The organism is Mesorhizobium sp. M0478, from assembly GCF_040321305.1.
GTDB lineage: Bacteria > Pseudomonadota > Alphaproteobacteria > Rhizobiales > Rhizobiaceae > Mesorhizobium.
The window spans coordinates 76,899-100,316 of record NZ_JAMYRH010000003.1 but is presented as its reverse complement, the minus strand read 5'-3'; the positions used below and the strand labels follow the sequence as shown (position 1 = coordinate 100,316).

At 63.0% G+C, this 23,418-nt stretch carries 30 protein-coding genes; 24 read left to right on the top strand and 6 right to left on the bottom strand.

What is annotated here, in order from left to right; genetic code table 11:
- Nucleotides 1–69: 69 nt before the first annotated feature.
- From NKI64_RS08420 to NKI64_RS08380, 9 genes are all read left to right on the top strand, one after another.
- Nucleotides 70–678 (top strand): TetR/AcrR family transcriptional regulator, encoded by a 609-nt coding sequence (locus NKI64_RS08420; protein ID WP_023692083.1) that lies wholly within the window; start codon nucleotides 70–72, stop codon nucleotides 676–678.
- A 134-nt stretch (nucleotides 679–812) separates the two neighbouring features.
- Entirely contained in the window at nucleotides 813–1,187 is a 375-nt protein-coding gene (locus tag NKI64_RS08415) for an Imm8 family immunity protein (RefSeq protein ID WP_023692082.1), read from the top strand.
- Between the two features lie 85 nt (nucleotides 1,188–1,272).
- On the top strand, nucleotides 1,273–2,250 hold the full coding sequence (locus NKI64_RS08410) for a hypothetical protein (protein ID WP_023692081.1): 978 nt from the start codon (nucleotides 1,273–1,275) through the stop codon (nucleotides 2,248–2,250).
- A gap of 71 nt (nucleotides 2,251–2,321) precedes the next feature.
- The gene (locus tag NKI64_RS08405; RefSeq protein ID WP_023692080.1) at nucleotides 2,322–3,248 is read left to right on the top strand and encodes a histone deacetylase family protein; all 927 of its coding nucleotides are present in this window, start codon (nucleotides 2,322–2,324) and stop codon (nucleotides 3,246–3,248) included.
- Between the two features lie 3 nt (nucleotides 3,249–3,251).
- Nucleotides 3,252–3,503: an exodeoxyribonuclease VII small subunit gene (locus tag NKI64_RS08400; RefSeq protein WP_023668433.1), complete on the top strand. Its 252-nt coding sequence runs from the start codon at nucleotides 3,252–3,254 to the stop codon at nucleotides 3,501–3,503.
- A 38-nt stretch (nucleotides 3,504–3,541) separates the two neighbouring features.
- Nucleotides 3,542–3,808, top strand: a complete 267-nt coding sequence (locus NKI64_RS08395) for a DUF2277 domain-containing protein (protein WP_023668432.1) — start codon at nucleotides 3,542–3,544, stop codon at nucleotides 3,806–3,808.
- Between the two features lie 10 nt (nucleotides 3,809–3,818).
- The gene (locus NKI64_RS08390) at nucleotides 3,819–4,739 is read left to right on the top strand and encodes a pirin family protein (protein ID WP_023685413.1); all 921 of its coding nucleotides are present in this window, start codon (nucleotides 3,819–3,821) and stop codon (nucleotides 4,737–4,739) included.
- Between the two features lie 101 nt (nucleotides 4,740–4,840).
- Nucleotides 4,841–6,754: a 1-deoxy-D-xylulose-5-phosphate synthase gene (dxs, locus tag NKI64_RS08385; RefSeq protein ID WP_023685414.1), complete on the top strand. Its 1,914-nt coding sequence runs from the start codon at nucleotides 4,841–4,843 to the stop codon at nucleotides 6,752–6,754.
- Nucleotides 6,755–6,899: 145 nt separating this feature from the next.
- Nucleotides 6,900–7,184 carry a hypothetical protein gene (locus NKI64_RS08380; protein ID WP_023740703.1) on the top strand — a complete coding sequence of 95 codons (285 nt, stop codon included), beginning with the start codon at nucleotides 6,900–6,902 and terminating at the stop codon, nucleotides 7,182–7,184.
- On the opposite strand, the gene NKI64_RS08375 is transcribed toward NKI64_RS08380, so the two are convergent.
- Nucleotides 7,181–7,582: a GFA family protein gene (locus NKI64_RS08375; protein ID WP_023687142.1), complete on the bottom strand. Its 402-nt coding sequence runs from the start codon at nucleotides 7,580–7,582 to the stop codon at nucleotides 7,181–7,183. The two genes, NKI64_RS08380 and NKI64_RS08375, sit on opposite strands and share 4 nt — an antisense overlap.
- A gap of 146 nt (nucleotides 7,583–7,728) precedes the next feature.
- On the opposite strand from NKI64_RS08375, the gene NKI64_RS08370 reads away from it, so the two are divergent.
- Both NKI64_RS08370 and NKI64_RS08365 read left to right on the top strand, forming a co-directional pair.
- A complete protein-coding gene (locus tag NKI64_RS08370) occupies nucleotides 7,729–8,523 on the top strand; it encodes a TlyA family RNA methyltransferase (protein WP_023702017.1) in 795 nt (264 codons plus the stop codon).
- Complete coding sequence (locus NKI64_RS08365; RefSeq protein WP_023668426.1) at nucleotides 8,520–9,755, top strand: class I SAM-dependent RNA methyltransferase; 1,236 nt, start codon at nucleotides 8,520–8,522, stop codon at nucleotides 9,753–9,755. Before NKI64_RS08370 ends, NKI64_RS08365 begins: the two co-directional genes overlap by 4 nt.
- A 66-nt stretch (nucleotides 9,756–9,821) precedes the next feature.
- Here NKI64_RS08365 and NKI64_RS08360 read toward each other — a convergent pair whose 3' ends face one another.
- The 5 genes from NKI64_RS08360 to NKI64_RS08340 form a co-directional block, all read right to left on the bottom strand.
- The gene (locus NKI64_RS08360) at nucleotides 9,822–10,211 is read right to left on the bottom strand and encodes a type II toxin-antitoxin system VapC family toxin (protein WP_352500453.1); all 390 of its coding nucleotides are present in this window, start codon (nucleotides 10,209–10,211) and stop codon (nucleotides 9,822–9,824) included.
- Entirely contained in the window at nucleotides 10,198–10,473 is a 276-nt protein-coding gene (locus NKI64_RS08355) for an AbrB/MazE/SpoVT family DNA-binding domain-containing protein (protein ID WP_081725433.1), read from the bottom strand. Before NKI64_RS08355 ends, NKI64_RS08360 begins: the two co-directional genes overlap by 14 nt.
- A gap of 79 nt (nucleotides 10,474–10,552) precedes the next feature.
- The gene (tldD, locus tag NKI64_RS08350; protein WP_352500432.1) at nucleotides 10,553–11,965 is read right to left on the bottom strand and encodes a metalloprotease TldD; all 1,413 of its coding nucleotides are present in this window, start codon (nucleotides 11,963–11,965) and stop codon (nucleotides 10,553–10,555) included.
- A gap of 11 nt (nucleotides 11,966–11,976) precedes the next feature.
- Nucleotides 11,977–12,318, bottom strand: a complete 342-nt coding sequence (locus tag NKI64_RS08345) for a YbjN domain-containing protein (RefSeq protein ID WP_352667522.1) — start codon at nucleotides 12,316–12,318, stop codon at nucleotides 11,977–11,979.
- A 199-nt stretch (nucleotides 12,319–12,517) separates the two neighbouring features.
- On the bottom strand, nucleotides 12,518–13,102 hold the full coding sequence (locus NKI64_RS08340) for an invasion associated locus B family protein (protein WP_023668422.1): 585 nt from the start codon (nucleotides 13,100–13,102) through the stop codon (nucleotides 12,518–12,520).
- A 363-nt stretch (nucleotides 13,103–13,465) separates the two neighbouring features.
- Here NKI64_RS08340 and coxB point away from each other — a divergent pair, with 363 nt between their 5' ends.
- From coxB to NKI64_RS08275, 13 genes are all read left to right on the top strand, one after another.
- A complete protein-coding gene (gene coxB, locus NKI64_RS08335; RefSeq protein ID WP_050485823.1) occupies nucleotides 13,466–14,362 on the top strand; it encodes a cytochrome c oxidase subunit II in 897 nt (298 codons plus the stop codon).
- A 38-nt stretch (nucleotides 14,363–14,400) separates the two neighbouring features.
- Entirely contained in the window at nucleotides 14,401–16,053 is a 1,653-nt protein-coding gene (gene ctaD / locus NKI64_RS08330) for a cytochrome c oxidase subunit I (protein WP_023668420.1), read from the top strand.
- A gap of 71 nt (nucleotides 16,054–16,124) precedes the next feature.
- A complete protein-coding gene (locus NKI64_RS08325; RefSeq protein WP_352667519.1) occupies nucleotides 16,125–17,069 on the top strand; it encodes a heme o synthase in 945 nt (314 codons plus the stop codon).
- A complete protein-coding gene (locus tag NKI64_RS08320) occupies nucleotides 17,066–17,221 on the top strand; it encodes a cytochrome c oxidase system small membrane protein (protein ID WP_023668418.1) in 156 nt (51 codons plus the stop codon). Before NKI64_RS08325 ends, NKI64_RS08320 begins: the two co-directional genes overlap by 4 nt.
- 8 nt (nucleotides 17,222–17,229) lie before the next feature.
- The gene (locus NKI64_RS08315) at nucleotides 17,230–17,856 is read left to right on the top strand and encodes a cytochrome c oxidase assembly protein (RefSeq protein ID WP_023727487.1); all 627 of its coding nucleotides are present in this window, start codon (nucleotides 17,230–17,232) and stop codon (nucleotides 17,854–17,856) included.
- Between the two features lies 1 nt (nucleotide 17,857).
- Entirely contained in the window at nucleotides 17,858–18,739 is an 882-nt protein-coding gene (locus tag NKI64_RS08310; protein WP_023668416.1) for a cytochrome c oxidase subunit 3, read from the top strand.
- A 76-nt stretch (nucleotides 18,740–18,815) separates the two neighbouring features.
- Nucleotides 18,816–18,956, top strand: coding sequence for a L,D-transpeptidase family protein (locus NKI64_RS08305; RefSeq protein WP_023668415.1), 141 nt, complete (start codon nucleotides 18,816–18,818; stop codon nucleotides 18,954–18,956).
- A gap of 13 nt (nucleotides 18,957–18,969) precedes the next feature.
- Nucleotides 18,970–19,356 carry a DUF983 domain-containing protein gene (locus NKI64_RS08300; RefSeq protein ID WP_023668414.1) on the top strand — a complete coding sequence of 129 codons (387 nt, stop codon included), beginning with the start codon at nucleotides 18,970–18,972 and terminating at the stop codon, nucleotides 19,354–19,356.
- On the top strand, nucleotides 19,353–20,108 hold the full coding sequence (locus tag NKI64_RS08295) for an SURF1 family protein (RefSeq protein ID WP_352667515.1): 756 nt from the start codon (nucleotides 19,353–19,355) through the stop codon (nucleotides 20,106–20,108). Before NKI64_RS08300 ends, NKI64_RS08295 begins: the two co-directional genes overlap by 4 nt.
- A gap of 164 nt (nucleotides 20,109–20,272) precedes the next feature.
- Entirely contained in the window at nucleotides 20,273–21,283 is a 1,011-nt protein-coding gene (gene ispH / locus NKI64_RS08290) for a 4-hydroxy-3-methylbut-2-enyl diphosphate reductase (RefSeq protein WP_352667512.1), read from the top strand.
- A gap of 7 nt (nucleotides 21,284–21,290) precedes the next feature.
- Nucleotides 21,291–22,253, top strand: coding sequence for a homoserine kinase (locus NKI64_RS08285; protein WP_023685426.1), 963 nt, complete (start codon nucleotides 21,291–21,293; stop codon nucleotides 22,251–22,253).
- Nucleotides 22,250–22,792: a ribonuclease HI gene (rnhA, locus tag NKI64_RS08280; protein ID WP_352667509.1), complete on the top strand. Its 543-nt coding sequence runs from the start codon at nucleotides 22,250–22,252 to the stop codon at nucleotides 22,790–22,792. Before NKI64_RS08285 ends, rnhA begins: the two co-directional genes overlap by 4 nt.
- A 29-nt stretch (nucleotides 22,793–22,821) precedes the next feature.
- Nucleotides 22,822–23,406, top strand: coding sequence for a histidine phosphatase family protein (locus NKI64_RS08275; protein ID WP_352667506.1), 585 nt, complete (start codon nucleotides 22,822–22,824; stop codon nucleotides 23,404–23,406).
- Nucleotides 23,407–23,418 lie beyond the last annotated feature (12 nt).

Here is a 23,418-nt window from a genome sequence, read left to right as displayed (position 1 = left end):
ATTGTAAGATAGTGCATACGCGCCGTATGTCAATTGGCATACGATGCGTATGTGAATAAGGCCAGAACCATGCACAGACCCCGCAAGGAGATGATCGCCGAAACGCGCGCCAAGCTGATCACGGCGGCCCGCCATGCCTTCGGTACGATCGGCTATGCCGAGGCGTCGATGGACGATTTCACCGCCTCGGCCGGGCTGACGCGCGGCGCGCTCTACCATCATTTCGGCGACAAGAAGGGGCTGCTGCAGGCGGTCATCGCCGAAATCGATGGCGAGATGGCGGTTCGCATAAATGAGATCGCGTCGAAAGCGCCGACCCGCTGGCAGCATTTCGTCGACGAATGCACGACCTATATCGAAATGGCGCTGGAGCCCGAAATCCAGCGCATCATGTTCAGGGATGGCCCGGCCGTGCTGGGGGATCCGGCGCAATGGCCGAATGCCAATGCCTGCGTCGGTTCAATGACCGATCATCTGACCGCTCTGCAGCAGGAGGGGGTGGTCGTCCCCGGTGTCGACCCCGAAACCGCCGCGCGGCTGATCAACGGCGCCAGCAGCCAGGCGGCGCAGCGCATCGCCAATTCGAGCGACCCCGAAGCGACGTCGAAGACCGTGGTGGCGGCCTTCAAACAGTTGCTCGAAGGGTTGCTGAAGAAGCAGGGTCCTCAGCCGGTCTGAAATCTCACCGCCGAGACCCGGCATTTTGGCAGTGGATCAGTTTGAGATTGCGGACATCGTTGCGCTGATCGAGGCGAAGGAAGCTGAGAAGCCGATGGTGCGGGCACCTATAGAAAGCGTGGAGAATTGCCCCTATGAGAGCACAATACAAGGGTCACCGAGTTGTAGAGACCAAAGCTGGCACATTCGCCCTTGACACGTGGAAGCCGCGCGATCCCACCGACTTTTCCATTACTATAGATTTCTACGCGGGCCCAGAAGGAGATGCGAGCGCCGACGCATTTACGGCGACAGTCTGCTCTCCGAACTATTTTCTTCGCTCGCAAAGCGGCAACGTGTTTTCTGGAGACAGCGTAATTTTCATGCTCAGATTCGACTACGCTGAACTGGAAAAGTTTCTCATAGATCGTTGCGCAGCTACCGAGGGCGATACATGGGACGCGATAGCTGCGCAACTAACGAGGCTGGGACGCTGGGAGTTCGACTATCACCTTCAGATTTCAAACTGACCCACGACTCGGGATTTGCCGATGTTGACAATTCCAGGCCCGGGATCATCCTCGCCGTCCATTCTCTGAGGGGAGATTCGGGCGCATGTGGGATTTCGAAATCGGCAGGTCGGTGTCCATCATGATCAGGACATGGCCGTTCATCGTCTTTCGCATGATCGTCTATTTCGGCATCACGCTGGCTTATATCGTGGCGACCGGCAGCGGCGCCTCGGTCGGCTATGGCGTCGGCCACATCTCCACCGATCCCGACGGGCCGCTGTCCTTTGCACTCTGGGGCGGCATCGTCGGCATTGGCGTCGTTTCGATCGCGCTTTACTGGATCCGCGAATACATCCTCTACGTCGTCAAAGCCGGCCATATCGCCGTCATGGTCCATCTGATCGACGGTAGGGACGTTCCCAATGGCCAGGACCAGATCGCCTACGCCAAGGATGTTGTGAAGGAGCGTTTCGCCGAGGCCAACATCCTTTTCGTGCTCGACCAGCTGGTCAAGGGCGCCATCCGCGCCATCACCGGCCTGATCGGCGGCATCGCCGCCTTCCTGCCCATTCCGGGCCTCGGCGGCCTGGTCGCTTTCATCAACACAGTCATCCGCCTGTCGCTGACCTATGTCGACGAGATCATCCTCGGCTACAACATCCGCATCAACTCGTCCTCGCCCTTCGAGACGGCGCGGCAAGGCGTCGTGCTCTATGCCCAGAACGGCAAGACCATGGTCAAGAACGCCGTCTGGCTGGCGGTGATCATGTGGGGCGTGTCCTTCGTCATCTTCCTGCTGATGCTGGCGCCGGCCGCCGCCATCATGTGGTTCATCCCGGGGCAGCTCGGCGGCTGGGCCTTCGTGCTGGCGATCCTGCTGGCCTGGGCCTTCAAGGCGGCATTCATCGAACCCTTCGCCATCGCCTGCCTGATGCAGGTCTATTTTAGGACGATTGAAGGCCAGGTGCCGAACGCCGAATGGGACCAGCGGCTGGCCGAGGCGTCGTCCAAGTTCCGGGAGCTCAGGGACAAGGCGCTGGCCTCATTCGGCGGCTCGCGCTGGACGCAGCCGAGCACCTAAACCCTGTTGAACGTCGGGGCGGCGCGGCGTCAAACCATGGTCAAAGCGGCCGGGCGCGCCTATATCGGGTCATGGTCACAAGGCTCTACACCCATCCGATCTTCCTCGAACATCTGACGCCGCCCGGTCATCCGGAGCGACCCGACCGCTTGCGCGCCATCGAGCGCGTGCTCGATGACGAGGCCTTTGCGGCGCTCGATCGGGTCACGGCGCCGCAAGGCGACGAGGCGACGATCCTCTATGCCCACCCTGAGGATTTCGTGGCTCGGGTCCGCGCCGCGATCCCTGAAAGCGGCATTGCCCCGATCGACGCCGACACCAGCGCCAGCCCGAAAAGCTGGCAGGCGGTGGTGACCGCCATCGGCGCGGCCAATGCCGCCGTAGACGATGTCTTCGAGGGCCGTGTCGCCAACGCCTTCGTCGCCGCGCGTCCGCCCGGCCACCATGCCGAAAAGACCACGGCGATGGGCTTTTGCCTGTTCAACACCGCGGCCATCGCCGCGCGTTATGCGCAGAAGAAACACGGCGCTGAGCGCGTCGCCATCGTCGACTGGGACGTCCATCACGGCAACGGCACGCAGGACATCTTCTGGGACGATCCGTCGGTGCTCTATTGTTCGACGCACCAGATGCCGCTCTATCCCGGCACGGGGGCCAAGACCGAAACCGGCGCCGGTAACATCGTCAACGCGCCGCTGGCGCCACAGACCGGCTCAGAGGTCTTTCGCGATGCCTTGCTGTCGCGCGTCCTGCCGGCGCTCGACAATTTCGCGCCCGATCTGATCATCATTTCCGCCGGTTTCGACGCCCACCATCGCGATCCGCTGGCCGAGATCAACCTCAACGAGGGCGATTTCGACTGGGCGACCGGCCAACTGCTGGAGCGCGCCGGGCGCCACAGCGGCAACCGGCTCGTCAGCCTGCTCGAGGGCGGCTACGATCTGCAAGGACTGGCATTTTCGGTGGCCGCCCATGTCGGGCGGCTGATGAAGGGGTAAAGTATGGCTGGCGAAGCAAATGAAGACGTGAAGGCGATGAGCTTCGAGCAGGCACTCGACGCGCTGGAGAAGATCGTCGATGATCTCGAACGCGGCGACGTGCCGCTCGACCAGTCGATCAAGATCTATGAGCGCGGCGAGGCGCTGAAGGCCCATTGCGACCGGCTGCTGAAGGCGGCCGAAGACAAGGTCGAGAAGATCAGGCTGTCGCGTGATGGCAAACCGGTGGGAACGGAGCCGCTCGACGCGGAGTAGTGGAATGGGGCGGGCATAAAGCAGATAGGAGTTCAAGCATGTGCAGAAACATCAAGACCCTGTTCAATTTCGAGCCGCCGGCGACCCATGACGAGATCCGCGACGCCGCCCTTCAATTCGTGCGCAAACTGAGCGGAACGACGCGCCCCTCGCAGCGCAACCAGGCAGCCTTCGACCGCGCCGTCGAGGCGATCGCCGAATCGGCGCATGAATTGCTGCATTCGCTGGAAACCACGCATCATCCGCGCAATCGCGAAGAGGTGGCGGCCAAGGCAAAAGCCAAATCGGCGCTCCGCTTCGCCTGAAGACATCCAGATGAGTTTCTTCCCCGGCAAGGACCCTGAGCCTGGCGATGCCTTCGCCAGCGACCAGATCGAGCTCATGGTCATTCCAAACGCCAAGGACATTGGCGGCTTCCAGGTTCGCCGCGCTCTGCCGACGGCAAAGCGGCGGCTGGTTGGTCCCTTCATCTTCTTCGACCGCATGGGGCCGGCCATCTTGCGCGCCGGGCAGGCGATGGATGTGCGCCCGCACCCGCATATCGGGCTTTCCACCGTCACCTATCTGTTCGACGGCAATATCAGGCACCGCGATTCGCTCGGCACCGAGATGGTCATCCAGCCCGGCGACGTGAATTTGATGACCGCCGGCCGCGGCATTGTCCATTCCGAGCGCACGCCCGAAGAACTGCGCGGCGCGCCGATGTCGGTCTCCGGCCTGCAGACATGGCTGGCTTTGCCCGACGGCAAGGAGGAAGTGGCGCCGGTGTTCGAGAACACGGCCGCGCTCCTTCTGCCCGAGATCGACGCCGAAGGTGTTTCCGGCCGCGTGGTGATCGGCGATTTCCAGGGACTGCGCTCGCCGGTAAGAGCCGACACCGAGACGCTCTACGCCGATCTGAGGCTGGCGCCCGGCGCCAGCGTCAAAATTCCCGCCGACGCCGAGGAACGCGCCATCTACACGCTGGACGGCGATGTCTCAATCTCGGGCGACCGTTTTCCGGCCGAACGGCTGCTGGTGTTCCGGCCTGGCGACGAGATCGTCGTGTCGTCCGAGCGCGGCGCCCATTTCATGCTCTTCGGCGGCGCTTCGCTCGGCTCCCCGCGCCACATCTGGTGGAACTTCGTCTCGTCGTCGAAGGAACGCATCGAACAGGCCAAGCAGGAATGGAAGACGGGCCGCTTCGATATCGTTCCCGGAGACGAGGAAGAGTTCATTCCGTTACCGGACAATTAACGTCAGCATCACCCGCGTCACTGACACGCATTTACATTCCGGCGACGCAGGCATATTTCGCCATGATCGACGCGCATCATAGCTGAGCAGGCCCTTTACCAGTGAACGCAACGCTGCATACGCCGCTTCTCGACAAGGTCCGCATTCCAGCCGACCTGAAGAAGCTTGACGAAAGCGAGCTGCCGCAGCTGGCCTCGGAGCTGCGCGCCGAGCTGATCGATGCCGTCTCGCATACGGGCGGGCATCTCGGCGCCGGCCTCGGTGTCGTCGAACTGACGGTGGCGCTGCACTATGTCTTCAACACGCCGGAAGACCGCGTGATCTGGGATGTCGGCCACCAGGCCTATCCGCACAAGATCCTGACCGGCCGCCGCGACCGCATCCGCACGCTGCGCCAGGAGGGCGGCCTGTCCGGCTTCACCCGTCGCGCCGAGAGCGAATACGACCCGTTCGGCGCCGCGCACTCCTCGACCTCCATTTCCGCTGGCCTCGGCATGGCCATGGCGCGCGACCTCTCCGGCGGCCACAACAATGTCATTGCCGTCATTGGCGACGGCGCCATGTCTGCCGGCATGGCCTATGAAGCCATGAACAATGCCGGCGCGCTCGATGCTCGCCTGATCGTCATTCTCAACGACAACGACATGTCGATCGCGCCGCCGACCGGCGCCATGAGCGCCTATCTGGCGCGGCTTGCCTCTGGCAAGACCTATCTTGGCCTGCGCGACTTCGGCAAGAAACTGACCTCCTATCTCGGCAAGCGTGCCGATCGCGCCATCAAGCGGGCGGTCGAGCATGCGCGCGGCTACGTCACCGGCGGCACGCTGTTCGAGGAGCTTGGCTTCTACCATATCGGCCCGATCGACGGCCACAATCTCGAGCATCTGATCCCGGTGCTGAAGAACGTCCGCGACCATGCCGACGGTCCGGTGCTGATCCATGTCGTGACCCAGAAGGGCAAGGGCTACGCGCCGGCCGAGGCTGCGGCCGACAAATATCATGGCGTGAACAAGTTCGACGTCATCACCGGCGCGCAGACCAAGGCCCCGGCCAATGCGCCGGCCTACACCAAGGTGTTTGCCGAAAGCCTGGTCCAGGAAGCCCGCCTGGACGAACGTATCGTCGCCGTCACCGCCGCCATGCCGAACGGCACCGGCCTCGATTTGTTCGGCGAAGCGTTTCCGACCCGGACCTTCGATGTCGGCATTGCCGAGCAACATGCCGTGACCTTCGCCGCCGGCCTCGCCAGCGAGGGCTACAAGCCCTTCGCCGCCATCTATTCGACCTTCCTGCAGCGCGCCTACGATCAGGTCGTCCATGATGTGGCGATCCAGAAACTGCCGGTGCGTTTCCCGATCGACCGCGCCGGTTTCGTCGGCGCCGACGGCGCCACTCATTGCGGCGCCTTCGACACCACCTTCCTGGCGACGCTGCCGGGCTTCGTGGTGATGGCGGCCGCCGACGAGGCGGAGCTTCGCCACATGGTGCGCACCGCCGCCTATTATGACGAAGGCCCGATCGCCTTCCGCTATCCGCGCGGCAATGGCGTCGGCGTCGACATGCCGGAGCGCGGCTCGGTGCTCGAAATTGGCAAGGGCCGCATCGTCAGGGAAGGCACCAAGGTGGCGCTTCTGTCCTTTGGCACAAGACTGCAGGACTGTCTGCTGGCGGCCGAGGAACTCGGCGCGGCAGGGCTTTCGACGACGGTTGCGGACGCCCGCTTCGCCAAGCCGCTGGACGAGGATTTGATCCGCCGTCTCGCCCGCTCGCACGAAGTGCTGGTGACGGTGGAAGAGGGGGCTGTCGGCGGTTTCGCCAGCCACGTGCTGCAGTTCCTCGCCCATGAAGGCTTGCTGGAAAGCGGTCTGAAAGTTCGGCCGCTGGTGCTGCCGGACGAGTTCACCGACCACGCCAAGCCGGAAAAAATGTATGCCGATGCCGGGCTCGACGCGGCCGGCATCGTGCGCACCGTGTTCGTCGCGCTCGGCCATTCCGCGCGCGCGCAGCGCGCCTGAATCAAACCTCACGCAGCTGAAGCAGTTGCCTGTGCAAGCCTGACACTTTGTTAACGCTTCTCTTTGGCGTTTCGCTTACCGTCTCTTTTGGCCGTTTTTCAACGCCGCCCTGCTAGAACTGCCTCCAGGCAGGGAGTTAAAAACAATGCGAACGCTTCTGTGCGGCGCGGCCCTTTTGGCCGTCATCGCCCCGCCGGCCATGGCCGAGACGCGCTATGACCGCAAGCTCGAACAGGCGGTGGCAGGCATCGTCGCCCGCAAGATGGGCGATATCAGGGGCGCTTTTTCCTACAAGCAGGTGCCGCAGCTTGTCGTCGTGCCGGACGCACCAGTCGTTGCTGTCGAGCGCCCGCGCAAGCAGGCTTCAGATGACGGAAGCGACGGCCTGATGCCGGCCGTTGAACGGCAGGTCTCACGGACGATCTTCTAAAACCACATATCGCGCACGCAGCGCCCATCGCGCGGCAGGTCGTCATAAGTGTCCAGCCCGTCGAAATGGTCGATCGGCAGGTCGGCGACCGCCTCCGGCGGTGCCAGCCTGACATTGACGGCGATCCGCGTGCGGCCGCTGTCGCTGCGGCGCAAACCGCGCCAGGCAAGCACACAGGCACATGTCGGGCAAAACAGGATTTCCAGCGACGGCGTCTCCTTGCCGGCGCGGGTGTAGGACTGCACAGGCCCCGCAAGCCGGATACGCTCGTCGACAAAGTCATAGGCCCAGAGTGTGCCATAGCGGCGGCAAAGCGTGCAATTGCAGGCCGTGATCGGGCCGGGATCGCCTTCCAGGGTCCAGTGGGCGGCGCCGCAATGGCAGGTTCCCGTCAGCATTCGTCTTCCTCCGCATTGCCTGAGCCTCTACATCTTGCCGGACTGGCTGCGCTATTCAACCGGGCGGACTGGCTTGCGGCCCGGGTCTCGACGTCCTCCTATGCCAATGTCCTTGCCTTCGCGGCCGGCTTTCGCCATGAAGGCCGATGAACTCCCCTCTGCCAGCCAGCACACGCCAGCGGCTCGACGAATTGCTCGTCCAGCGCGGCCTGTTTGCGAGCCGCTCGCGCGCCCGCGACGCGGTCGAGCGCGGCACCGTGACGGTCGACGGCGTGGTCGCCCGCAAGCCCGGCCAGACGGTTCTGCCGCACTGTCTCATCGTCATCGACGACCCGGCGCAGGGTTATGTCTCACGCGCGGCGCTGAAGCTGATCGCCGGGCTCGACCATTTCAGTCTCGATCCCGCGGGCAGTGAAGCCCTCGATATCGGCGCCTCGACAGGCGGCTTCACCCAGGTGCTGCTCGAACGCGGCGCGGCCCATGTCACTGCCATCGATGTCGGCCACGGCCAGATGCATCCCGGTGTCTCGTCCGACCCGCGCGTCACCGTGATCGAGGGCCTCAACGCTCGCGAGCTCGCGGCTGCCGATCTCGGCGGCCGTATCCCCGATTTCATCGTCTCCGATGTAAGCTTCATCTCGTTGAAACTGGCGATGCCACCGGCGTTGGCATTGGCACGGGACGGCGCTCGTGCGGTGTTTCTGGTCAAGCCGCAATTCGAGGCCGGCCGCGAGGCGATCGGCAAGGGCGGTCTTTTGAAAGACCCTTATGACGCCGCCCGTGTGGCCGGCTTGCTGCAGGAATGGCTCGAAGGCGTCCCTGGCTGGCGTACATTGGGCTTGCACATGTCGCCGATCGAAGGCGGGGACGGCAACCGCGAATTCCTGCTTGCCGGGATCAAGGATGCCGGGACCAAGGATGCCGGGACCAAGGACCGATGAGCACGGGCTTCACCATCAAGAGACTGGGTTCGCAGGGCGACGGCGTCGCCGAGACGGAAACCGGCGAGCTGTTCATTCCCTTCACCCTGCCCGGCGAGACCGTCACCGCCGCGCGCGAGAGGGATCGCGCCATGCTGATGGCGGTATTGGAGACGTCGCCGCTGCGTATCGATCCGGCCTGCCGGCATTTCACCGAATGTGGCGGCTGCGCCGTCCAGCATCTGCAAGCCGACGCTTACCAGCAATGGAAACGCGACAAGGTCGTGCATGCCTTGAAAGGCATTGCCGGCGACATCGGCGCCCTGGTGCCGTGTGCGCCACACACACGCCGCCGCGTCGTGCTTGCCGCCAGGCGCGCCGACACAGGCATGCTGCTTGGCTTCCATCGCCATCTGTCGCCGGAAATCATCCCCATCGAGGAATGTCCGATCTCGCTGCCGGAGATCGTTGCCGCGCTCGATCGCTTGAGGTCGGTCGCCGACCTGGTTTGCGCCACCACCAAATCGTTCCGGATGGCGGTCACTGTGACGGGCTCGGGGCTTGACGTCGCTGTCTATGAGTCGGGCAAGCTGGGCGAGAACCAGCGCCGGGTCGCCTCCAACTTCATCATGGCCAATGGCTTTGCCCGGCTTTCGATCGACGACGAGATTGTCATCGAGCCGAAAAAGCCGGTGGTCATGTTCGGCACCGTCGCTGTCGCCATACCGCCTGGCGCCTTCCTGCAGGCAACGCAAGCCGCCGAACAGACGATGGCCGATCTCGTTGGCGGACATCTGAAGCGTGCCAGGAAAGTCGCGGATCTTTTCGCCGGCTGCGGCAGCTTTGCGCTTCGGCTGGCGGCCAAATCCGAAGTCCACGCGGTCGAAGGCGACGCGGCAGCCCTTTCGGCGCTCGACCGCGGATCGCGCTTCGCCACCGGCCTGAAGCGGGTAACCGGCGAACGCCGCGACCTGTTCCGGCGGCCGCTGACGTTCAAGGAGCTGAATGCTTTCGATGGCGTCGTCTTCGACCCGCCGCGCGCCGGCGCCGAGGACCAGTCGAAGCAGATCGCCCGCTCGGATGTGCCGTTCGTCGCCGCCGTCTCCTGCAATCCGGTGACGCTGGCACGAGACCTGCGCATCCTGATTGACGGCGGCTACATCTTGAAGAGCGTCACGCCCATCGACCAGTTCCTGTGGTCGCCGCATGTCGAGGCCGTGGCGCTGCTGGAGAAGCCGAAACGGCGACGTTAATCCGCCGATTTTCACAAGGCCGTGCTTGAGTTTGCCGCCCCCCGCAAGACGTAGCCGGCTGGCAAACTAGCCTTCGCGAACGCTTTCGTACCCGGCCGCTTGTGCGGCCTTGATGAACTTACGGTCGAAGGACACAAATGCTGAGCAGTGCGAGGACTTGCCCAGATGGAGCGCATCGGCGAAATCCATTCCCGTCTCGGCTAGATCGACCGCGGAAGAGACCATCGCAGCATCCTCTATCTCGACAGTGGGAAGCCCGCCGAACACCCGCAGTGCATTGACGATCGAGGCCTGATCATAACCATAGCCGCTGCGCAGCACCCACTCAGCCTCCAGGATCACCGTGACGGCGACGAAAACGGGCTGATCGTCGATCAGCCGCCGGGCTCGCGGGGACTGCTCGGGATCGTCGTTCGTCAGATACCTGACGACAACGTTGGTATCAATCGCGAGCATGGCGCCGCCGTGCTTCAGCAAGGACGGCCGCGTCCATCTCCTCCAAGGTCTTCGGTCTGCCACTGTGCGGCAGGACACCAAAGACATCTTCTGGTCGTGTCGGGGCAAAGGCAGGCGCCGGTCTCAAAAGTACACCGTCCGGTGTGTCTTCGACCTGCAGGCGCGTGCCCGCGCCCCAGTCCCTCCGTTTGCGGATAGCGCTGGGCAGGATGACTTGTCCCTTGGTCGAGACGGTCGTTATAAGCTTTTCTATTGCACCCATTGCGGTATTACCCTTGTGTAAGACAAAGGTAAGATATCCCTGTGAGGGGAACTATTCAAGCCCGCCGACGTCTCCTCGCTCAAACCCTGGTGCCGCCGACCGTCATCTGGTTCATCCTGAGATGCGGCTGGCCGACGCCGACCGGCACGCCTTGTCCGGCCTTGCCGCACATGCCGATGCCGGTGTCGAGTTTCATGTCGTTGCCGATCATCGACACACGGTGCATGGCGTCCGGTCCGTTGCCGATCAGCATGGCGCCCTTGATCGGCTGCGTCACCTTGCCGTTTTCGATCATGTAGGCCTCGGTGCAGCCGAACACGAACTTGCCTGAGGTGATGTCGACCTGGCCGCCGCCGAAGGATACGGCATAGATGCCGTTCTTGACCGAGGCGATGATCTCATCCGGCTCCATGTCGCCCGCCGTCATATAGGTGTTGGTCATGCGCGGCATCGGCTGGTGCGCATAGCCTTCGCGCCGGCCGTTTCCCGTGGCTTTCATGCCCATCAGCCGGGCGTTCTGGCGGTCCTGCATGTAGCCGACAAGCTTGCCGTCCTCGATCAGCACATTGCGGGCCGAAGGCGTGCCTTCATCGTCGACGGTCAGCGAACCCCGCCGCTCCGGCATGGTGCCGTCATCGACCACGGTAACGCCCTTGGCGGCGACCTGCTGGCCGAGCAGGCCGGCAAAGGCGGAGGTCTTCTTGCGGTTGAAGTCGCCCTCCAGCCCATGGCCGACGGCTTCGTGCAGCATCACGCCTGGCCAGCCGCTGGACAAAACGATGTCGAACGTTCCGGCCGGCGCGGGAATGGCTTCGAGATTGACCAGCGCCTGCCTGAGCGCCTCCCTGGCCGCATGCTTCCAGGCGTCCTCGACCAGGAACTCGCCGAACGCCTTGCGCCCGCCCATGCCATAGGAGCCGCTTTCCTGGCGGTCGCCGTCGCCGACGACGACGGAAACGTTGATGCGGACCAGCGGGCGGATGTCGCGCACGATCTGGCCGTCGGCGCGCACGATCTCGACATGCTGCCAGGACGCCGCGAGCGAGGCCGTCACCTGGCGCACGCGCGGGTCCTCGGCGCGCAGCCATGCGTCGATTTCCTGCAACAGCTTGGCCTTGACCTCGAAGGAGGGCGAGGGGATCGGGTTCTCCTCGCCATAGAGATAGCGGTTGGTGCGCGCGGGTGCCGCGGCAAGCGTGCCGGAATAGCCGCCCCTGACTGTCGAGACGGCGTCGGCGGCGCGCAGCAGCGACGCCTCCGAAAGATCGCTGGAATGAGCGTAGCCGCTGGCCTCGCCGGCCACGGCGCGCAGGCCAAAACCCTGGTCGGTGTTGAAATTGGCGGTCTTCAGCCTGCCATTGTCGAACATCAGCGCTTCGCTCTCGCTGTATTCGAGGAACAGTTCGCCGTCATCGGCGCCGTTCAGTGTGTCGGCGACGATCCGCTTGATGCGATCATCTGAAATGTCGAATTGGCCGGTCAGGCTGTTCATGGCAGGTCCGCTCACAGGAGGAATGGTGTTGCCACGATGTAGGCGCGAAGACGCGCCTGCACAATCCGCAATGACGATCCGCAGCAGGTGGAGCGGGTAACCCCGCCCCTGAACATGACATCCATCTTGAAGTTCGACCCGTCACCCGAAAAGGCCTTCACCCAGCGATATTTCTTGTTCCATTCATTGGCCTGGTCGGCCGTGAAGGGGTTGGTATAGCCCGAGGAGAACTGGATCGACTTGCACTTCTCATGGTTTTCGCAGCCATAGAAGTAGATGACATATTTCATGCCCTGAAGCCGGCCCGAGACCATCGGATCGCCCCGTGTCCTTGTCCATCTTGGCCGAGCCATAGCCTTTCGCAAGCTCGAAAATGACGGCCGGATCGGGCGCCGTGATGATTTCGGAATCCTCGGCAAAGGCGACGGAAACGGCGCCGGTCAGGATTAGACCGGTCGACAAAAGCAAAGAACAAGCACGCATGATGACCCCCACAGCCAAAGATCAAACCCGTGGGAATTGTGAGGAAAGACGGTTTCGCAAGCATCAAGCTCAGGGCAGGGCGGCAAAACCGTCGGCGAAGCCCTTGAGGTCGACGGGGATGCCGATGCCTTCTTCCGGCGTCTGGAAGACGATGAAGGTGGCCGACGTCCCGGTCTTCAGCGTATCGAGCAGCGGCTTTTCGAGAATGACCTCGGCATAGCAGCCGTCCTGGAAGCAGCGCACGAAATAGGCGCGGCCAATATCCTTGCCGTCGACATTGAGGCCCAGGCCATTGGGCAGCAGAACGCCGAGCGGAGCCAGCACGCGCAGGATCTCGGCCTTGTTGTCGGCGGTGCGCAGGACGACGACGGACAGTCCCATTTCCGGGCGATCCTCGGCAACGACGTTCTGCATCATCACGCATTGTTCCGAGGTGGCGCCGGCCGGCGTGTCGCAGATGATCGACCACGCGCCATGCGTTGACTTGACCGTGCCGCTGGGCTGCGCTGCATTGGCGACGCCGGTTGCGGACGAGCCGATACCGATCAGGGCGGCGAGAAAAACGACCTTCGCCCCGCTTCTCGAAAGCCAAGCGCTTTTCGAATGCCAGGCGCTCTTCGAATGCCAGGCGTTTCTCGAAAGCCAAGAGGTCATGACGGCTCCATTGCGAATCACGGCACTTTAAGCCGCGCCAAGGCCAAGTAAAGGATAGGGCGACCGCCGGTCAGCCCCGGCAGGCGCAATAATGCGCTTTTCCCTAGCAAATTCGCCCGAATTGCGACCGTCGGGCGCATTCCGGACACAAGCCCGCATAGCCTGTCTGTCGACGACCCGCGCGGGCCACGAGGCCGTCGAAACAGCACGGCAGCACTTGCGCGCAAAAATGCCGCACGGTTTCGCCCGCTCCTTTCTTGCGGAGGGAAATAGAGTATGGTTTGAACCACCCTTGGGACTGTCCGGGATTCCCATCCCGGCATTGTTCGATATTCTTGCGTCGCGATCGCGAGGAACCGGGAGATGAAGAGGGCGATGAGAAAATTCCCAGCAAGCGCCAAATTGATGGCAACGGCAGGCGCCGCCGCTGCATTTTTCGCCGGTGCCTCCGCCCATGCGGCCCAGCCGCAGCCGTGGGAGATGACTTTTCAGCCGCCGGCGACAGACATGATGCGGCAGATCGAGTGGTTCGGGAACTACACGATGTGGTTCGTCGTCCCGATCACTGCTTTGGTTCTGGCGCTTCTCGCCTGGTGCATCTTCAGGTTCCGCGCCAGCAAAAACCCGGTTCCGTCCAAGACCAGCCACAACACGCTGATCGAGATCATCTGGACAGTCGGGCCGGTCGTCGTCCTGCTGTTCATCGCCATTCCCTCGTTCCAGCTGCTGACGGCGCAGTACACGCCGCCGGAAGAGGCCAAGCTGACCGTCAAGGTAACGGGCAATCAGTGGAACTGGGACTATGAGTACCAGACCGAGAACACGCTCTCCTTCAACTCGGCCATCCTGCAGGACGCCGACCGCGCCGCGATTGGCAAGGAAGACCGCAAGGTCTATCCGCGCCTGCTGGCGGTCGACAACGAGCTGGTCGTGCCGGTCAACACCATGACGCGCGTCCTGGTTACCGCAGCCGACGTGATCCATTCCTTTGCCGTTCCGGCCTTCGGCATCAAGATGGACGCGGTTCCCGGCCGCACCAACGAGACGTGGTTCAAGGCGGAAAAGGAAGGCATCTATTACGGCCAGTGCTCGCAGCTCTGCGGCAAGGACCATGCCTTCATGCCGATCGCCGTCCGCGTCGTATCCGATGCGCAGTACAAGACCTGGCTGGCAGCAGCCAAGACCGACCTCCCCGGCGCCAACAAGGCGCTGATGGCCGAGGTCGACGGTACCAACAAGGTAGCGGCCGCCGGCAATTGATGCCGCGGGTTAGCAAGAATTAGGGAACGGAGCCGACCATGGCAGAAGCTGCAGCTCACGACGACCACGACCACAAGCCCTATCATGGCTGGGTCCGGTGGGTGTACTCCACCAACCACAAGGACATCGGCACGCTCTACCTGATCTTCGCGATCTTCGCGGGCATCGTGGGCGGCGCGCTTTCGGTCGTCATCCGCATGGAGCTGCAGGAGCCGGGCATCCAGATATTCACCGGTCTGGCGCAGATGGTCTACGGCATGAACGGCGATGCCGCCATCGACGGCGGCAAGAGCATGTACAACGCCTTCGGCACCGCGCACGCGCTGATCATGATCTTCTTCATGGTCATGCCGGCGCTGATCGGCGGCTTCGCCAACTGGATGGTGCCGATCATGATCGGCGCGCCTGACATGGCCTTCCCGCGCATGAACAACATCTCGTTCTGGCTGCTGCCGCCGGCCTTCCTGCTGCTCATCGCTTCGGCTTTCATGCCGAGCGCGCCCGGCGCCTATGGCGTTGGCGGCGGCTGGACGCTCTATCCGCCGCTGTCGACCTCCGGCCAGCCCGGGCCAGCCATGGATCTGGCGATCCTGTCGATCCACATTGCCGGCGCGTCCTCGATCCTCGGCGCCATCAACTTCATCACCACCATTTTCAACATGCGCGCGCCGGGCATGACGCTGCACAAGATGCCGCTATTTGCCTGGTCGGTTCTGATCACCGCCTTCCTGCTGCTATTGTCGCTTCCGGTTCTGGCCGGTGGCATCACTATGCTGCTTACCGACCGCAATTTCGGCACCACCTTCTTCGCCCCGGATGGCGGCGGCGATCCGATCCTGTTCCAGCATCTGTTCTGGTTCTTTGGTCACCCCGAAGTGTACATCCTGATCCTGCCGGGCTTCGGCATCATCAGCCACATCGTCTCGACCTTCTCGAAGAAGCCGGTGTTCGGCTATCTCGGCATGGCCTACGCCATGGTCGCGATCGGCGCCGTCGGCTTCATCGTCTGGGCGCACCACATGTACACGACCGGCCTGTCGCTCGACACGCAGCGCTATTTCGTCTTTGCCACCATGGTCATCGCCGTGCCGACAGGCGTGAAGATCTTCTCCTGGATCGCGACGATGTGGGGCGGCTCGATCTCGTTCAAGACGCCGATGCTGTGGGCGCTGGGCTTCATCTTCCTGTTCACGGTCGGCGGTGTCACCGGCGTCCAGCTCGCCAATGCGGGCCTCGACCGCTCGCTGCATGACACCTATTTCGTCATTGCCCACTTCCACTATGTGCTGTCGCTTGGCGCGGTCTTCGCCATCTTCGCCGGCTGGTACTACTGGTTCCCCAAGATGACCGGCTATATGTACTCGCCGGTGATCGCCAACACCCACTTCTGGGTCACCTTCGTCGGCGTCAATTTGATCTTCTTCCCGCAGCATTTCCTCGGCCTCGCCGGTATGCCGCGCCGCACCATCGACTATCCCGACGCGTTCGCCGGCTGGAACATGGTGTCGTCCTACGGCTCCTATATATCGGCCGTCGGCGTGGTGATCTTCCTCTATGGCGTGTTCGAGGCCTTCCAGAAGAAGCGCGTCGCCGGCGCCAATCCGTGGGGCGAGGGTGCAACGACGCTCGAATGGCAGCTGCCTTCGCCGCCGCCCTTCCACCAGTGGGAACAACTGCCGAAGATCAAGTAAGGCAGCCCGAATACGAAACCGCCGGCCCGCCGGCGGTTTTCGGCCAACGGAATGATTGGACTTATGTACGCATGGCCCTTGTCGACGACCCAATGATTGACGAAGCGGGCTTTCGCATGTCGGAAGCCACGTCGGGCGATTTCTTCGCCCTGCTGAAGCCGCGCGTCATGTCGCTGGTGGTGTTCACGGCCTTTGTCGGCATGGTCGCTGCACCCGTGACCATCAACCCGCTGCTGGCGGTGATCGCCATCCTGGCCATTGCCATCGGCGCCGGCGCCTCTGGTGCGCTCAACATGTGGTACGACGCCGACATCGACGCAGTAATGAGCCGGACCGCCGGCCGCCCGGTACCCTCCGGCCGCATCCTGCCCGGCGAAGCCCTGAGCTTCGGCCTTGTGCTTTCGGTGCTGTCGGTGATGACGCTGGGCGTGCTGGTCAACTGGCTGTCGGCGGCGCTGCTTGCCTTCACCATCTTCTTCTACGCCGTCGTCTACACGATGTGGCTGAAGCGCTCGACGCCGCAGAACATCGTCATCGGCGGCGCCGCCGGCGCCATCCCGCCGGTCATCGGCTGGGCCGCGGTGACCGGAACGGTGAGCCTGGAAAGCCTCGTCCTGTTCCTGATCATCTTCCTTTGGACGCCGCCGCACTTCTGGGCGCTGGCGCTGTTCAAGTCCGACGACTACGCCAAGGCTGGCATCCCGATGATGCCGAACGTTGCCGGCCAGGCCTCGACCCGCCGCCAGATCTTTGCCTACGCCCTGATCCTGGCGCCGATCGGCGTGCTGCCCTGGTTGCTCGGTTTCACCACCGCCATCTATGGTGTCGCATCAGTGGCTCTCGGCGCCGGCTTCGTCTGGTATGCCTGGAAAGTGCTGTGCATGACCGATAGCGACCGCGTCATGAAGCCGGCCAAGGCTCTGTTCGCCTATTCGCTGCTCTACCTCTTCGCCATCTTCGCCATCTATCTTGCCGACTGTGTCGTCCGTCGCGCTTTGGCCATCGGTGGAGCATGACCATGATCGACAAGAAGCTTGAACTGGTCACGCTGACCGAAAGCCAGAAGAAGGCGCGGCGCAACCGTTCGGCGGCGATCGGCGTCGCGCTGGCGATTCTGGTCGTCATCTTCTACGTCGCGACCATCGTGAAATTCGGCCATACCGGATGAGGCCGATGATGACCCGCCAGACCGTGACCGATCCCAGGAAGAAGAACACCAACCGCGTCGTCGCCGCCGTCTGCGTCGCCTTCTTCGGCGGCATGATCGGCATGGCCTACGCCGCGGTGCCGCTCTACAAGATGTTCTGCCAGGCCACCGGCTATGGCGGCACGACGCAGCGCGCCGAAAAGCAATATGCCGGCCGCATCCTCGACCGCGACATCACCGTGCGCTTCGACGCCAACACCAACGGCATTCCGTGGCAGTTCCAGCCGGTCGCCCGTTCGGTCACCATCAAGATCGGCGAGACCACGCAGGCGCATTACAGCGCCACCAACAAGTTCGACCGCGCCGTTACCGGCCGCGCCACCTTCAACGTGCAGCCGGAACTGGCAGGCCCCTACTTCAACAAGGTCGAGTGTTTCTGCTTCACCGACACGACGCTGAAGCCCGGCGAGACGCTGGACATGCCGGTCGTGTTCTATGTGGATCCCGATATCGTCAACGTGCCGGAACTGAAGGACTTGAAGACGATCACCCTGTCCTACACCATGTTCCCGGTCCAAAAGAACAAGCCGGTGGCGTCATCGACGCCGAACAGCAGCAGCAAAGTTTCAGATACCGAAGCAAATCTCGGGGGTTGATATGGCAGACGCGCACGCAAAACCACAACACGACTACCATCTCGTCAACCCGAGCCCGTGGCCCTTCCTTGGGTCGATCGGCGCGCTGGTGACTGCAGTCGGCGGCGTCGCCCTGATGCAGTATCTCAAGAACGGCGATTTTCCGATTTTCGGCCACAACATCGCCAATCCATGGCTGTTCTTCATCGGCCTCGTCATCGTCCTCTACACGATGTTTGCCTGGTGGTCGGACACCATCAAGGAAGCGCATGAGGGCCACCACACGCGCGTCGTGTCGCTGCATCTGCGCTACGGCATGATCATGTTCATCGCTTCGGAAGTGATGTTCTTCGTTGCCTGGTTCTGGGCCTATTTCGATGCCAGCCTGTTTCCGAGCGAAGTGCAGAATTACGCCCGCACCGCTTTCACTGGCGGCGTCTGGCCGCCGAAGGGTCTCGAAGTCCTCGATCCGTTCCATCTGCCGCTCTACAACACCATCATCCTGCTTCTGTCGGGCACCACGGTGACATGGGCGCACCATTCGCTCATCCATGGCGACCGCAAGGGCCTGATCAACGGCCTGGTGCTGACCGTCGGCCTCGGCATGCTGTTCACCATGGTGCAGGCCTACGAGTACATGCACGCTCCGTTCGGCTTCAAGGATTCCATCTACGGCGCCACCTTCTTCATGGCGACCGGCTTCCATGGCTTCCACGTCATCATCGGCACCATCTTCCTGCTGGTCTGCCTGATCCGCGCCTGGAAAGGCGACTTCACGCCCAAGCAGCATTTCGGCTTCGAGGCGGCTGCCTGGTACTGGCACTTCGTCGACGTGGTCTGGTTGTTCCTGTTCGCATCGATCTACGTCTGGGGATCGGTCGGCGCGGTGATCGAAGGCCACTGACGGCTTTCACCGAACCGACAAATCAGAAGGGCGGTCGCGGCAACGCGGTCGCCTTTCTTCTTTTCGGCGCCCATCAATGGCCAACGGATTCGGCTGGTCGGGCTGGCTGCTTCAATTGGTCGACTGGACCGATGGCTGCATTGGGGTTACCGACTGCGACATGGACGAAATCTGGACTATGGTGCCGGATGGAACGCTGATCGAAATCGAGCCGTAAAGCATGACTATCCATGAGTGAAGACAGGGCGATCTGGCCACCCATCGAGCCGATCTCGGCCGGCCTGCACGGACGCTGCCCGCGCTGCGGCGAAGGACGGCTGTTTTCCGGCTTCCTCACCGTCGGAAAGCGCTGCAACAATTGCGGCCTCGACTATTCCTACGCCGATGCCGGCGACGGCCCGGCGGTGTTCGTCATCCTGATCATCGGCTTCATCGTCGTCGGGCTGGCGCTGTGGGTGGAGGTGACGCTGAGCCCGCCGCTGTGGCTGCATTTCATCATCTGGATACCGCTGGCCGTGGCGCTGTGCCTGACGGCGCTGAGGCTGATCAAGGGGGTGCTGCTGACGCTTCAATACGCCAACAAGGCGGCCGAAGGCCGCCTGGACCAGGGGCAATGAACGAGGCGCTGACCAAGCCCGCCGGCCGCACGCGGCCGAAGACGGCATTGCTGCTCGGCCTCGGCCTGGTGGTGTTCGTCATCCTGCTCGGGCTTGGCACATGGCAGGTGCAGCGCCTGTACTGGAAGGAAGCCCTTCTGCACACCATCGACCAGCGCACCCATTCAGCGCCGCAGCCGCTGGCGGACGTCGAGAAGGAATTCGCCGCAACCGGTGATGTCGACTACACGCCGGTCACCGTCAGCGGGACGTTCCTGCACTCCGGCGAGCGGCATTTCTACGCCACCTGGGACGGCGACGCCGGCTTCAACGTCTACACCCCGCTGGCCCTCGACGATGGCCGCTATATCCTGATCAACCGCGGCTTCGTTCCCTATGATCTCAAGGATGCCGCCAAGCGGCCGCAAGGGCAGGTGACCGGCAAGGTCACGGTCACCGGCCTGGCGCGCAACCCGCTGCCGGGCAAGCCGTCGATGATGCTGCCCGACAATGACGTGGCCAAGAACATCTTCTACTGGAAGGATCGTGATGTCATGGCGGCGAGTGCCGGCCTGCCGGCCGGCGCCGTGCTGGTGCCGATCTTCATCGACGCCGACAAGACGCCGAACCCGGGCGGGCTGCCGGTCGGCGGCGTCACCATCATCGACCTGCCGAACTCTCATCTGCAATATGCCTTCACCTGGTATGGCCTGGCGGCGGCTCTTGCCGCGGTTCTGATCATCAGGCTGCGCCGCCCGGCAAAGACTGAATGATCCAGAGCATCATCCCGAAAACTGGGAACCGGTTTTTCGGACAAGATCATGCTCCAACAAAGAGTTAGATCAGGTTGACCATTCAACCTGATCTCAACTGCCCTTGACAGGGCAGGGGTGCACACCTCATTTCGCCAAACGATACGATCAACCGATCTGGAATCATGCTGCAGACCGCCACAAAACCACCGCTGACGATCCGGCTCTGCCAGCCGCGCGGCTTTTGCGCCGGTGTCGACCGCGCGATCCAGATCGTCGTGCTGGCGTTGAAGAAATACGGCGCGCCGGTCTATGTCCGCCACGAGATCGTGCACAACCGCTATGTCGTCGAGGGCCTGCAAAGCCTTGGCGCGGTTTTCATTGAGGAACTCTCGGAAATCCCGGCCGAGCACCGCAAGTCGCCGGTTGTCTTCTCGGCCCACGGCGTGCCGAAATCGGTGCCGGCCGACGCCAAGGCACGCGAGCTCTTCTATCTCGACGCCACCTGCCCGCTGGTGTCCAAGGTGCACAAGCAGGCGATGCGCCATCAGCGGCTCGGCCGCCATGTGCTTCTGATCGGCCATGCCGGCCATCCCGAAGTGATCGGCACCATGGGCCAACTGGCTGAAGGCGCCGTCACGCTGATCGAGACCGAAGCCGACGCTGGGACCTTTGCCCCCGCCGACCCGGAAGCGCTCGGCTTCGTAAGCCAGACAACGTTGTCGGTCGAAGACACTGCCGGCATATTGCGGGTGCTGCAGGAGCGCTTCCCGCAACTGCATGCACCGGCCGCCGAATCGATCTGCTACGCCACCACCAACCGCCAGGAAGCGGTCAAGGAAACCGCCGCCGGCGCCGATCTCTATCTGATCGTCGGTGCGCCCAATTCCTCCAATTCGCGCCGTCTTGTCGAAGTGGCGGAGCGCGCCGGCGCCACCATGTCGCTTCTCGTACAGCGCGCCGCCGAAATTCCGTGGAATGACATCACAAATATCTCGACGCTCGGCCTGTCTGCCGGCGCGTCGGCGCCGGAGATCATCGTCGACGAGATCATCGACGCCTTCCGCGAGCGCTTCGAGGTGAACATCGACCTGGCGATCACGGCCACCGAAACGGAGGATTTTCCAGTCATGCGGGTTCTGCGCGATGTAGAACTGACGCGGGCCGACATGGCCTTCGTCAACGGAGCCGCGTGAACAGCCCATGGCGGTCTACACCGACGTCAATGAGGGCGAACTCGGCGCGTTCCTGAGGGCATATCCAGTCGGCGAACTCTTGTCCTACAAGGGTATCGCCGAAGGCACGGAGAATTCGAATTTCCTGCTGCACACCTCAAGCGGCTCTTACATACTGACGCTCTACGAGAAGCGCGTCGACAAGGCCGACCTGCCGTTCTTCCTCGGCCTGATGGGCCATCTCGCACGCAAAGGCATTTCCTGTCCGCTGCCGGTGACCGCGCATGACGGCACCGTCATCGGCACGCTGGCCGGCCGCCCCGCGGTCATCATCACCTTCCTCGAAGGCCTGTCGCTGCGGCGGCCGACAGCGGCGCATTGCGCGGAGGTCGGCAAGGCGCTCGCCGCCCTGCATCTCGCCGGCCAGGATTTTGCGATGACGCGTGACAACGCGCTGGCCATCGAGGGCTGGCGCAAACTCTGGAATGCCTCGCGCGACCGAGCCGACGAGGTCGAGCCGGGACTGGCGGCCGAGGTCGACGCGGATTTCGCGGATTTCGAACGCCATTGGCCGCAGGGCCTGCCGGCAGGCATCATCCATGCCGATCTGTTTCCCGACAATGTCTTCTTCCTCGGCGAGAAACTGTCCGGCCTCATCGACTTCTATTTCGCCTGCCACGACCTCTACGCCTATGACGTCGCCACCTGTCTCAACGCCTGGTGTTTCGAGAAGGATTTCTCCTTCAACCTGACCAAAGGCACGGCGCTACTGGCCGGCTATCAGAGCGTGCGGCCTTTGAGCGAGGGCGAGAAAGCAGCGCTGCCGATTCTTTCGCGCGGCTCGGCGCTGCGCTTTATGCTGACCCGGCTCTATGACTGGCTGACCGTTCCCGACGGCGGGCTGGTCATGAAGCGCGATCCGACCGAATATATCCGCCGCATGCGCTTCCACCGCGCGATCAAGTCGCCTTCGGAATACGGACTGACATGACCAAGCAGGTCGAAATCTTCACCGACGGTGCCTGCTCGGGCAATCCCGGTCCCGGCGGCTGGGGCGCCATCCTGCGCTTCAACGGCAAGACCAAGGAATTGTCGGGCGGCGAGGCCGAGACGACCAATAACCGTATGGAGCTGCTGGCCGCCATCTCGGCGCTGAATGCGCTGAAGGAGCCGTGCGCCGTCGAGCTTCACACCGACAGCAAATATGTCATGGACGGTATCTCCAAATGGATCCACGGCTGGAAGAAAAACGGCTGGAAGACCGCTGACAAGAAGCCGGTCAAGAACGGTGAACTGTGGCAGGCGCTGGATGAGGCCAATCGGCGCCACAAGGTGACCTGGAACTGGGTCAAGGGCCATGCCGGCCACACCGAGAACGAACGCGCCGACGAACTCGCAAGGGAAGGCATGGCGCCGTTCAAGAAGAGTCCGTTAAAACCTGTGGCGCCGAACCCTGCGGCGGCGCTGAAGCCGGCGGCATCCGAGAAGCAGCCGGCGCCGCGGGCACGGCGCTCGACCCAAAGCTATTGAGCTCAAGCTATCGGCAGGGGATCTCACTCATGCCGATCGTATACTACATCACCCATCCCCAGGTTCAGATCGATGCCAACGTTCCCGTGCCGCACTGGGGGCTGTCCGAGATCGGACGAGCGCGAGCATCAGCTATGCTCGATCAGCCATGGGTCGGATCGATCCGCCGTGTCGTCTCGTCGGCCGAGCGCAAGGCGATCGAAACCGCCGAGATCCTTGGCAAACACCTCGGCCTCGCGGTCGAGGTGAAGGAGCGCATGCATGAGAACGATCGGTCGGCAACCGGCTTCCTGCCGCCGCCGGAGTTCGAGGCGGCCGCCGACCAGTTCTTCGCCAATCCGCACAAAAGCATTCGCGGCTGGGAACGGGCCATCGACGCCCAGCAACGCATTGTCAGCGAGGTCGAAACGGTGCTGGGTGCTGCCGACGGCGGCGACATTGCCTTCGTCGGCCATGGCGGCGTCGGAACGCTCTTGCTGCTCTCGCTCAGCGGCCGCGCAATCAGCCGCGCGGCGGATCAGCCGGCCGGCGGCGGCAATTACTTCGCCTATGATGTCGGCACGCGCCGCGTCGTCCACGGATGGCGGCCGATAGACAGTCTGGCGCCGCGCTAAAGCGGATGTCAG

Excerpts from the sequence above, each read along its gene's own strand:
- NKI64_RS08305 (WP_023668415.1), top strand. The coding sequence starts at position 18,816 with ATGGCCAACGGATTCGGCTGGTCGGGCTGGCTGCTTCAATTGGTCGAC.
- ispH (WP_352667512.1), top strand. The coding sequence starts at position 20,273 with ATGCTGCAGACCGCCACAAAACCACCGCTGACGATCCGGCTCTGCCAG.
- NKI64_RS08370 (WP_023702017.1), top strand. The coding sequence starts at position 7,729 with ATGAACTCCCCTCTGCCAGCCAGCACACGCCAGCGGCTCGACGAATTG.
- NKI64_RS08380 (WP_023740703.1), top strand. The coding sequence starts at position 6,900 with ATGCGAACGCTTCTGTGCGGCGCGGCCCTTTTGGCCGTCATCGCCCCG.
- NKI64_RS08320 (WP_023668418.1), top strand. The coding sequence starts at position 17,066 with ATGACCATGATCGACAAGAAGCTTGAACTGGTCACGCTGACCGAAAGC.
- NKI64_RS08405 (WP_023692080.1), top strand. The coding sequence starts at position 2,322 with ATGGTCACAAGGCTCTACACCCATCCGATCTTCCTCGAACATCTGACG.
- ctaD (WP_023668420.1), top strand. The coding sequence starts at position 14,401 with ATGGCAGAAGCTGCAGCTCACGACGACCACGACCACAAGCCCTATCAT.
- NKI64_RS08315 (WP_023727487.1), top strand. The coding sequence starts at position 17,230 with ATGACCCGCCAGACCGTGACCGATCCCAGGAAGAAGAACACCAACCGC.
- NKI64_RS08345 (WP_352667522.1), bottom strand. The coding sequence starts at position 12,318 with ATGGCTCGGCCAAGATGGACAAGGACACGGGGCGATCCGATGGTCTCG.
- NKI64_RS08295 (WP_352667515.1), top strand. The coding sequence starts at position 19,353 with ATGAACGAGGCGCTGACCAAGCCCGCCGGCCGCACGCGGCCGAAGACG.
- NKI64_RS08420 (WP_023692083.1), top strand. The coding sequence starts at position 70 with ATGCACAGACCCCGCAAGGAGATGATCGCCGAAACGCGCGCCAAGCTG.
- NKI64_RS08365 (WP_023668426.1), top strand. The coding sequence starts at position 8,520 with ATGAGCACGGGCTTCACCATCAAGAGACTGGGTTCGCAGGGCGACGGC.
- coxB (WP_050485823.1), top strand. The coding sequence starts at position 13,466 with ATGAAGAGGGCGATGAGAAAATTCCCAGCAAGCGCCAAATTGATGGCA.
- NKI64_RS08285 (WP_023685426.1), top strand. The coding sequence starts at position 21,291 with ATGGCGGTCTACACCGACGTCAATGAGGGCGAACTCGGCGCGTTCCTG.
- tldD (WP_352500432.1), bottom strand. The coding sequence starts at position 11,965 with ATGAACAGCCTGACCGGCCAATTCGACATTTCAGATGATCGCATCAAG.
- NKI64_RS08340 (WP_023668422.1), bottom strand. The coding sequence starts at position 13,102 with ATGACCTCTTGGCTTTCGAGAAACGCCTGGCATTCGAAGAGCGCCTGG.
- NKI64_RS08310 (WP_023668416.1), top strand. The coding sequence starts at position 17,858 with ATGGCAGACGCGCACGCAAAACCACAACACGACTACCATCTCGTCAAC.
- NKI64_RS08300 (WP_023668414.1), top strand. The coding sequence starts at position 18,970 with ATGAGTGAAGACAGGGCGATCTGGCCACCCATCGAGCCGATCTCGGCC.
- NKI64_RS08410 (WP_023692081.1), top strand. The coding sequence starts at position 1,273 with ATGTGGGATTTCGAAATCGGCAGGTCGGTGTCCATCATGATCAGGACA.
- NKI64_RS08390 (WP_023685413.1), top strand. The coding sequence starts at position 3,819 with ATGAGTTTCTTCCCCGGCAAGGACCCTGAGCCTGGCGATGCCTTCGCC.
- NKI64_RS08325 (WP_352667519.1), top strand. The coding sequence starts at position 16,125 with ATGGCCCTTGTCGACGACCCAATGATTGACGAAGCGGGCTTTCGCATG.
- NKI64_RS08360 (WP_352500453.1), bottom strand. The coding sequence starts at position 10,211 with ATGCTCGCGATTGATACCAACGTTGTCGTCAGGTATCTGACGAACGAC.
- NKI64_RS08275 (WP_352667506.1), top strand. The coding sequence starts at position 22,822 with ATGCCGATCGTATACTACATCACCCATCCCCAGGTTCAGATCGATGCC.
- NKI64_RS08355 (WP_081725433.1), bottom strand. The coding sequence starts at position 10,473 with ATGGGTGCAATAGAAAAGCTTATAACGACCGTCTCGACCAAGGGACAA.
- NKI64_RS08375 (WP_023687142.1), bottom strand. The coding sequence starts at position 7,582 with ATGCTGACGGGAACCTGCCATTGCGGCGCCGCCCACTGGACCCTGGAA.
- NKI64_RS08415 (WP_023692082.1), top strand. The coding sequence starts at position 813 with ATGAGAGCACAATACAAGGGTCACCGAGTTGTAGAGACCAAAGCTGGC.
- NKI64_RS08400 (WP_023668433.1), top strand. The coding sequence starts at position 3,252 with ATGGCTGGCGAAGCAAATGAAGACGTGAAGGCGATGAGCTTCGAGCAG.
- rnhA (WP_352667509.1), top strand. The coding sequence starts at position 22,250 with ATGACCAAGCAGGTCGAAATCTTCACCGACGGTGCCTGCTCGGGCAAT.
- NKI64_RS08395 (WP_023668432.1), top strand. The coding sequence starts at position 3,542 with ATGTGCAGAAACATCAAGACCCTGTTCAATTTCGAGCCGCCGGCGACC.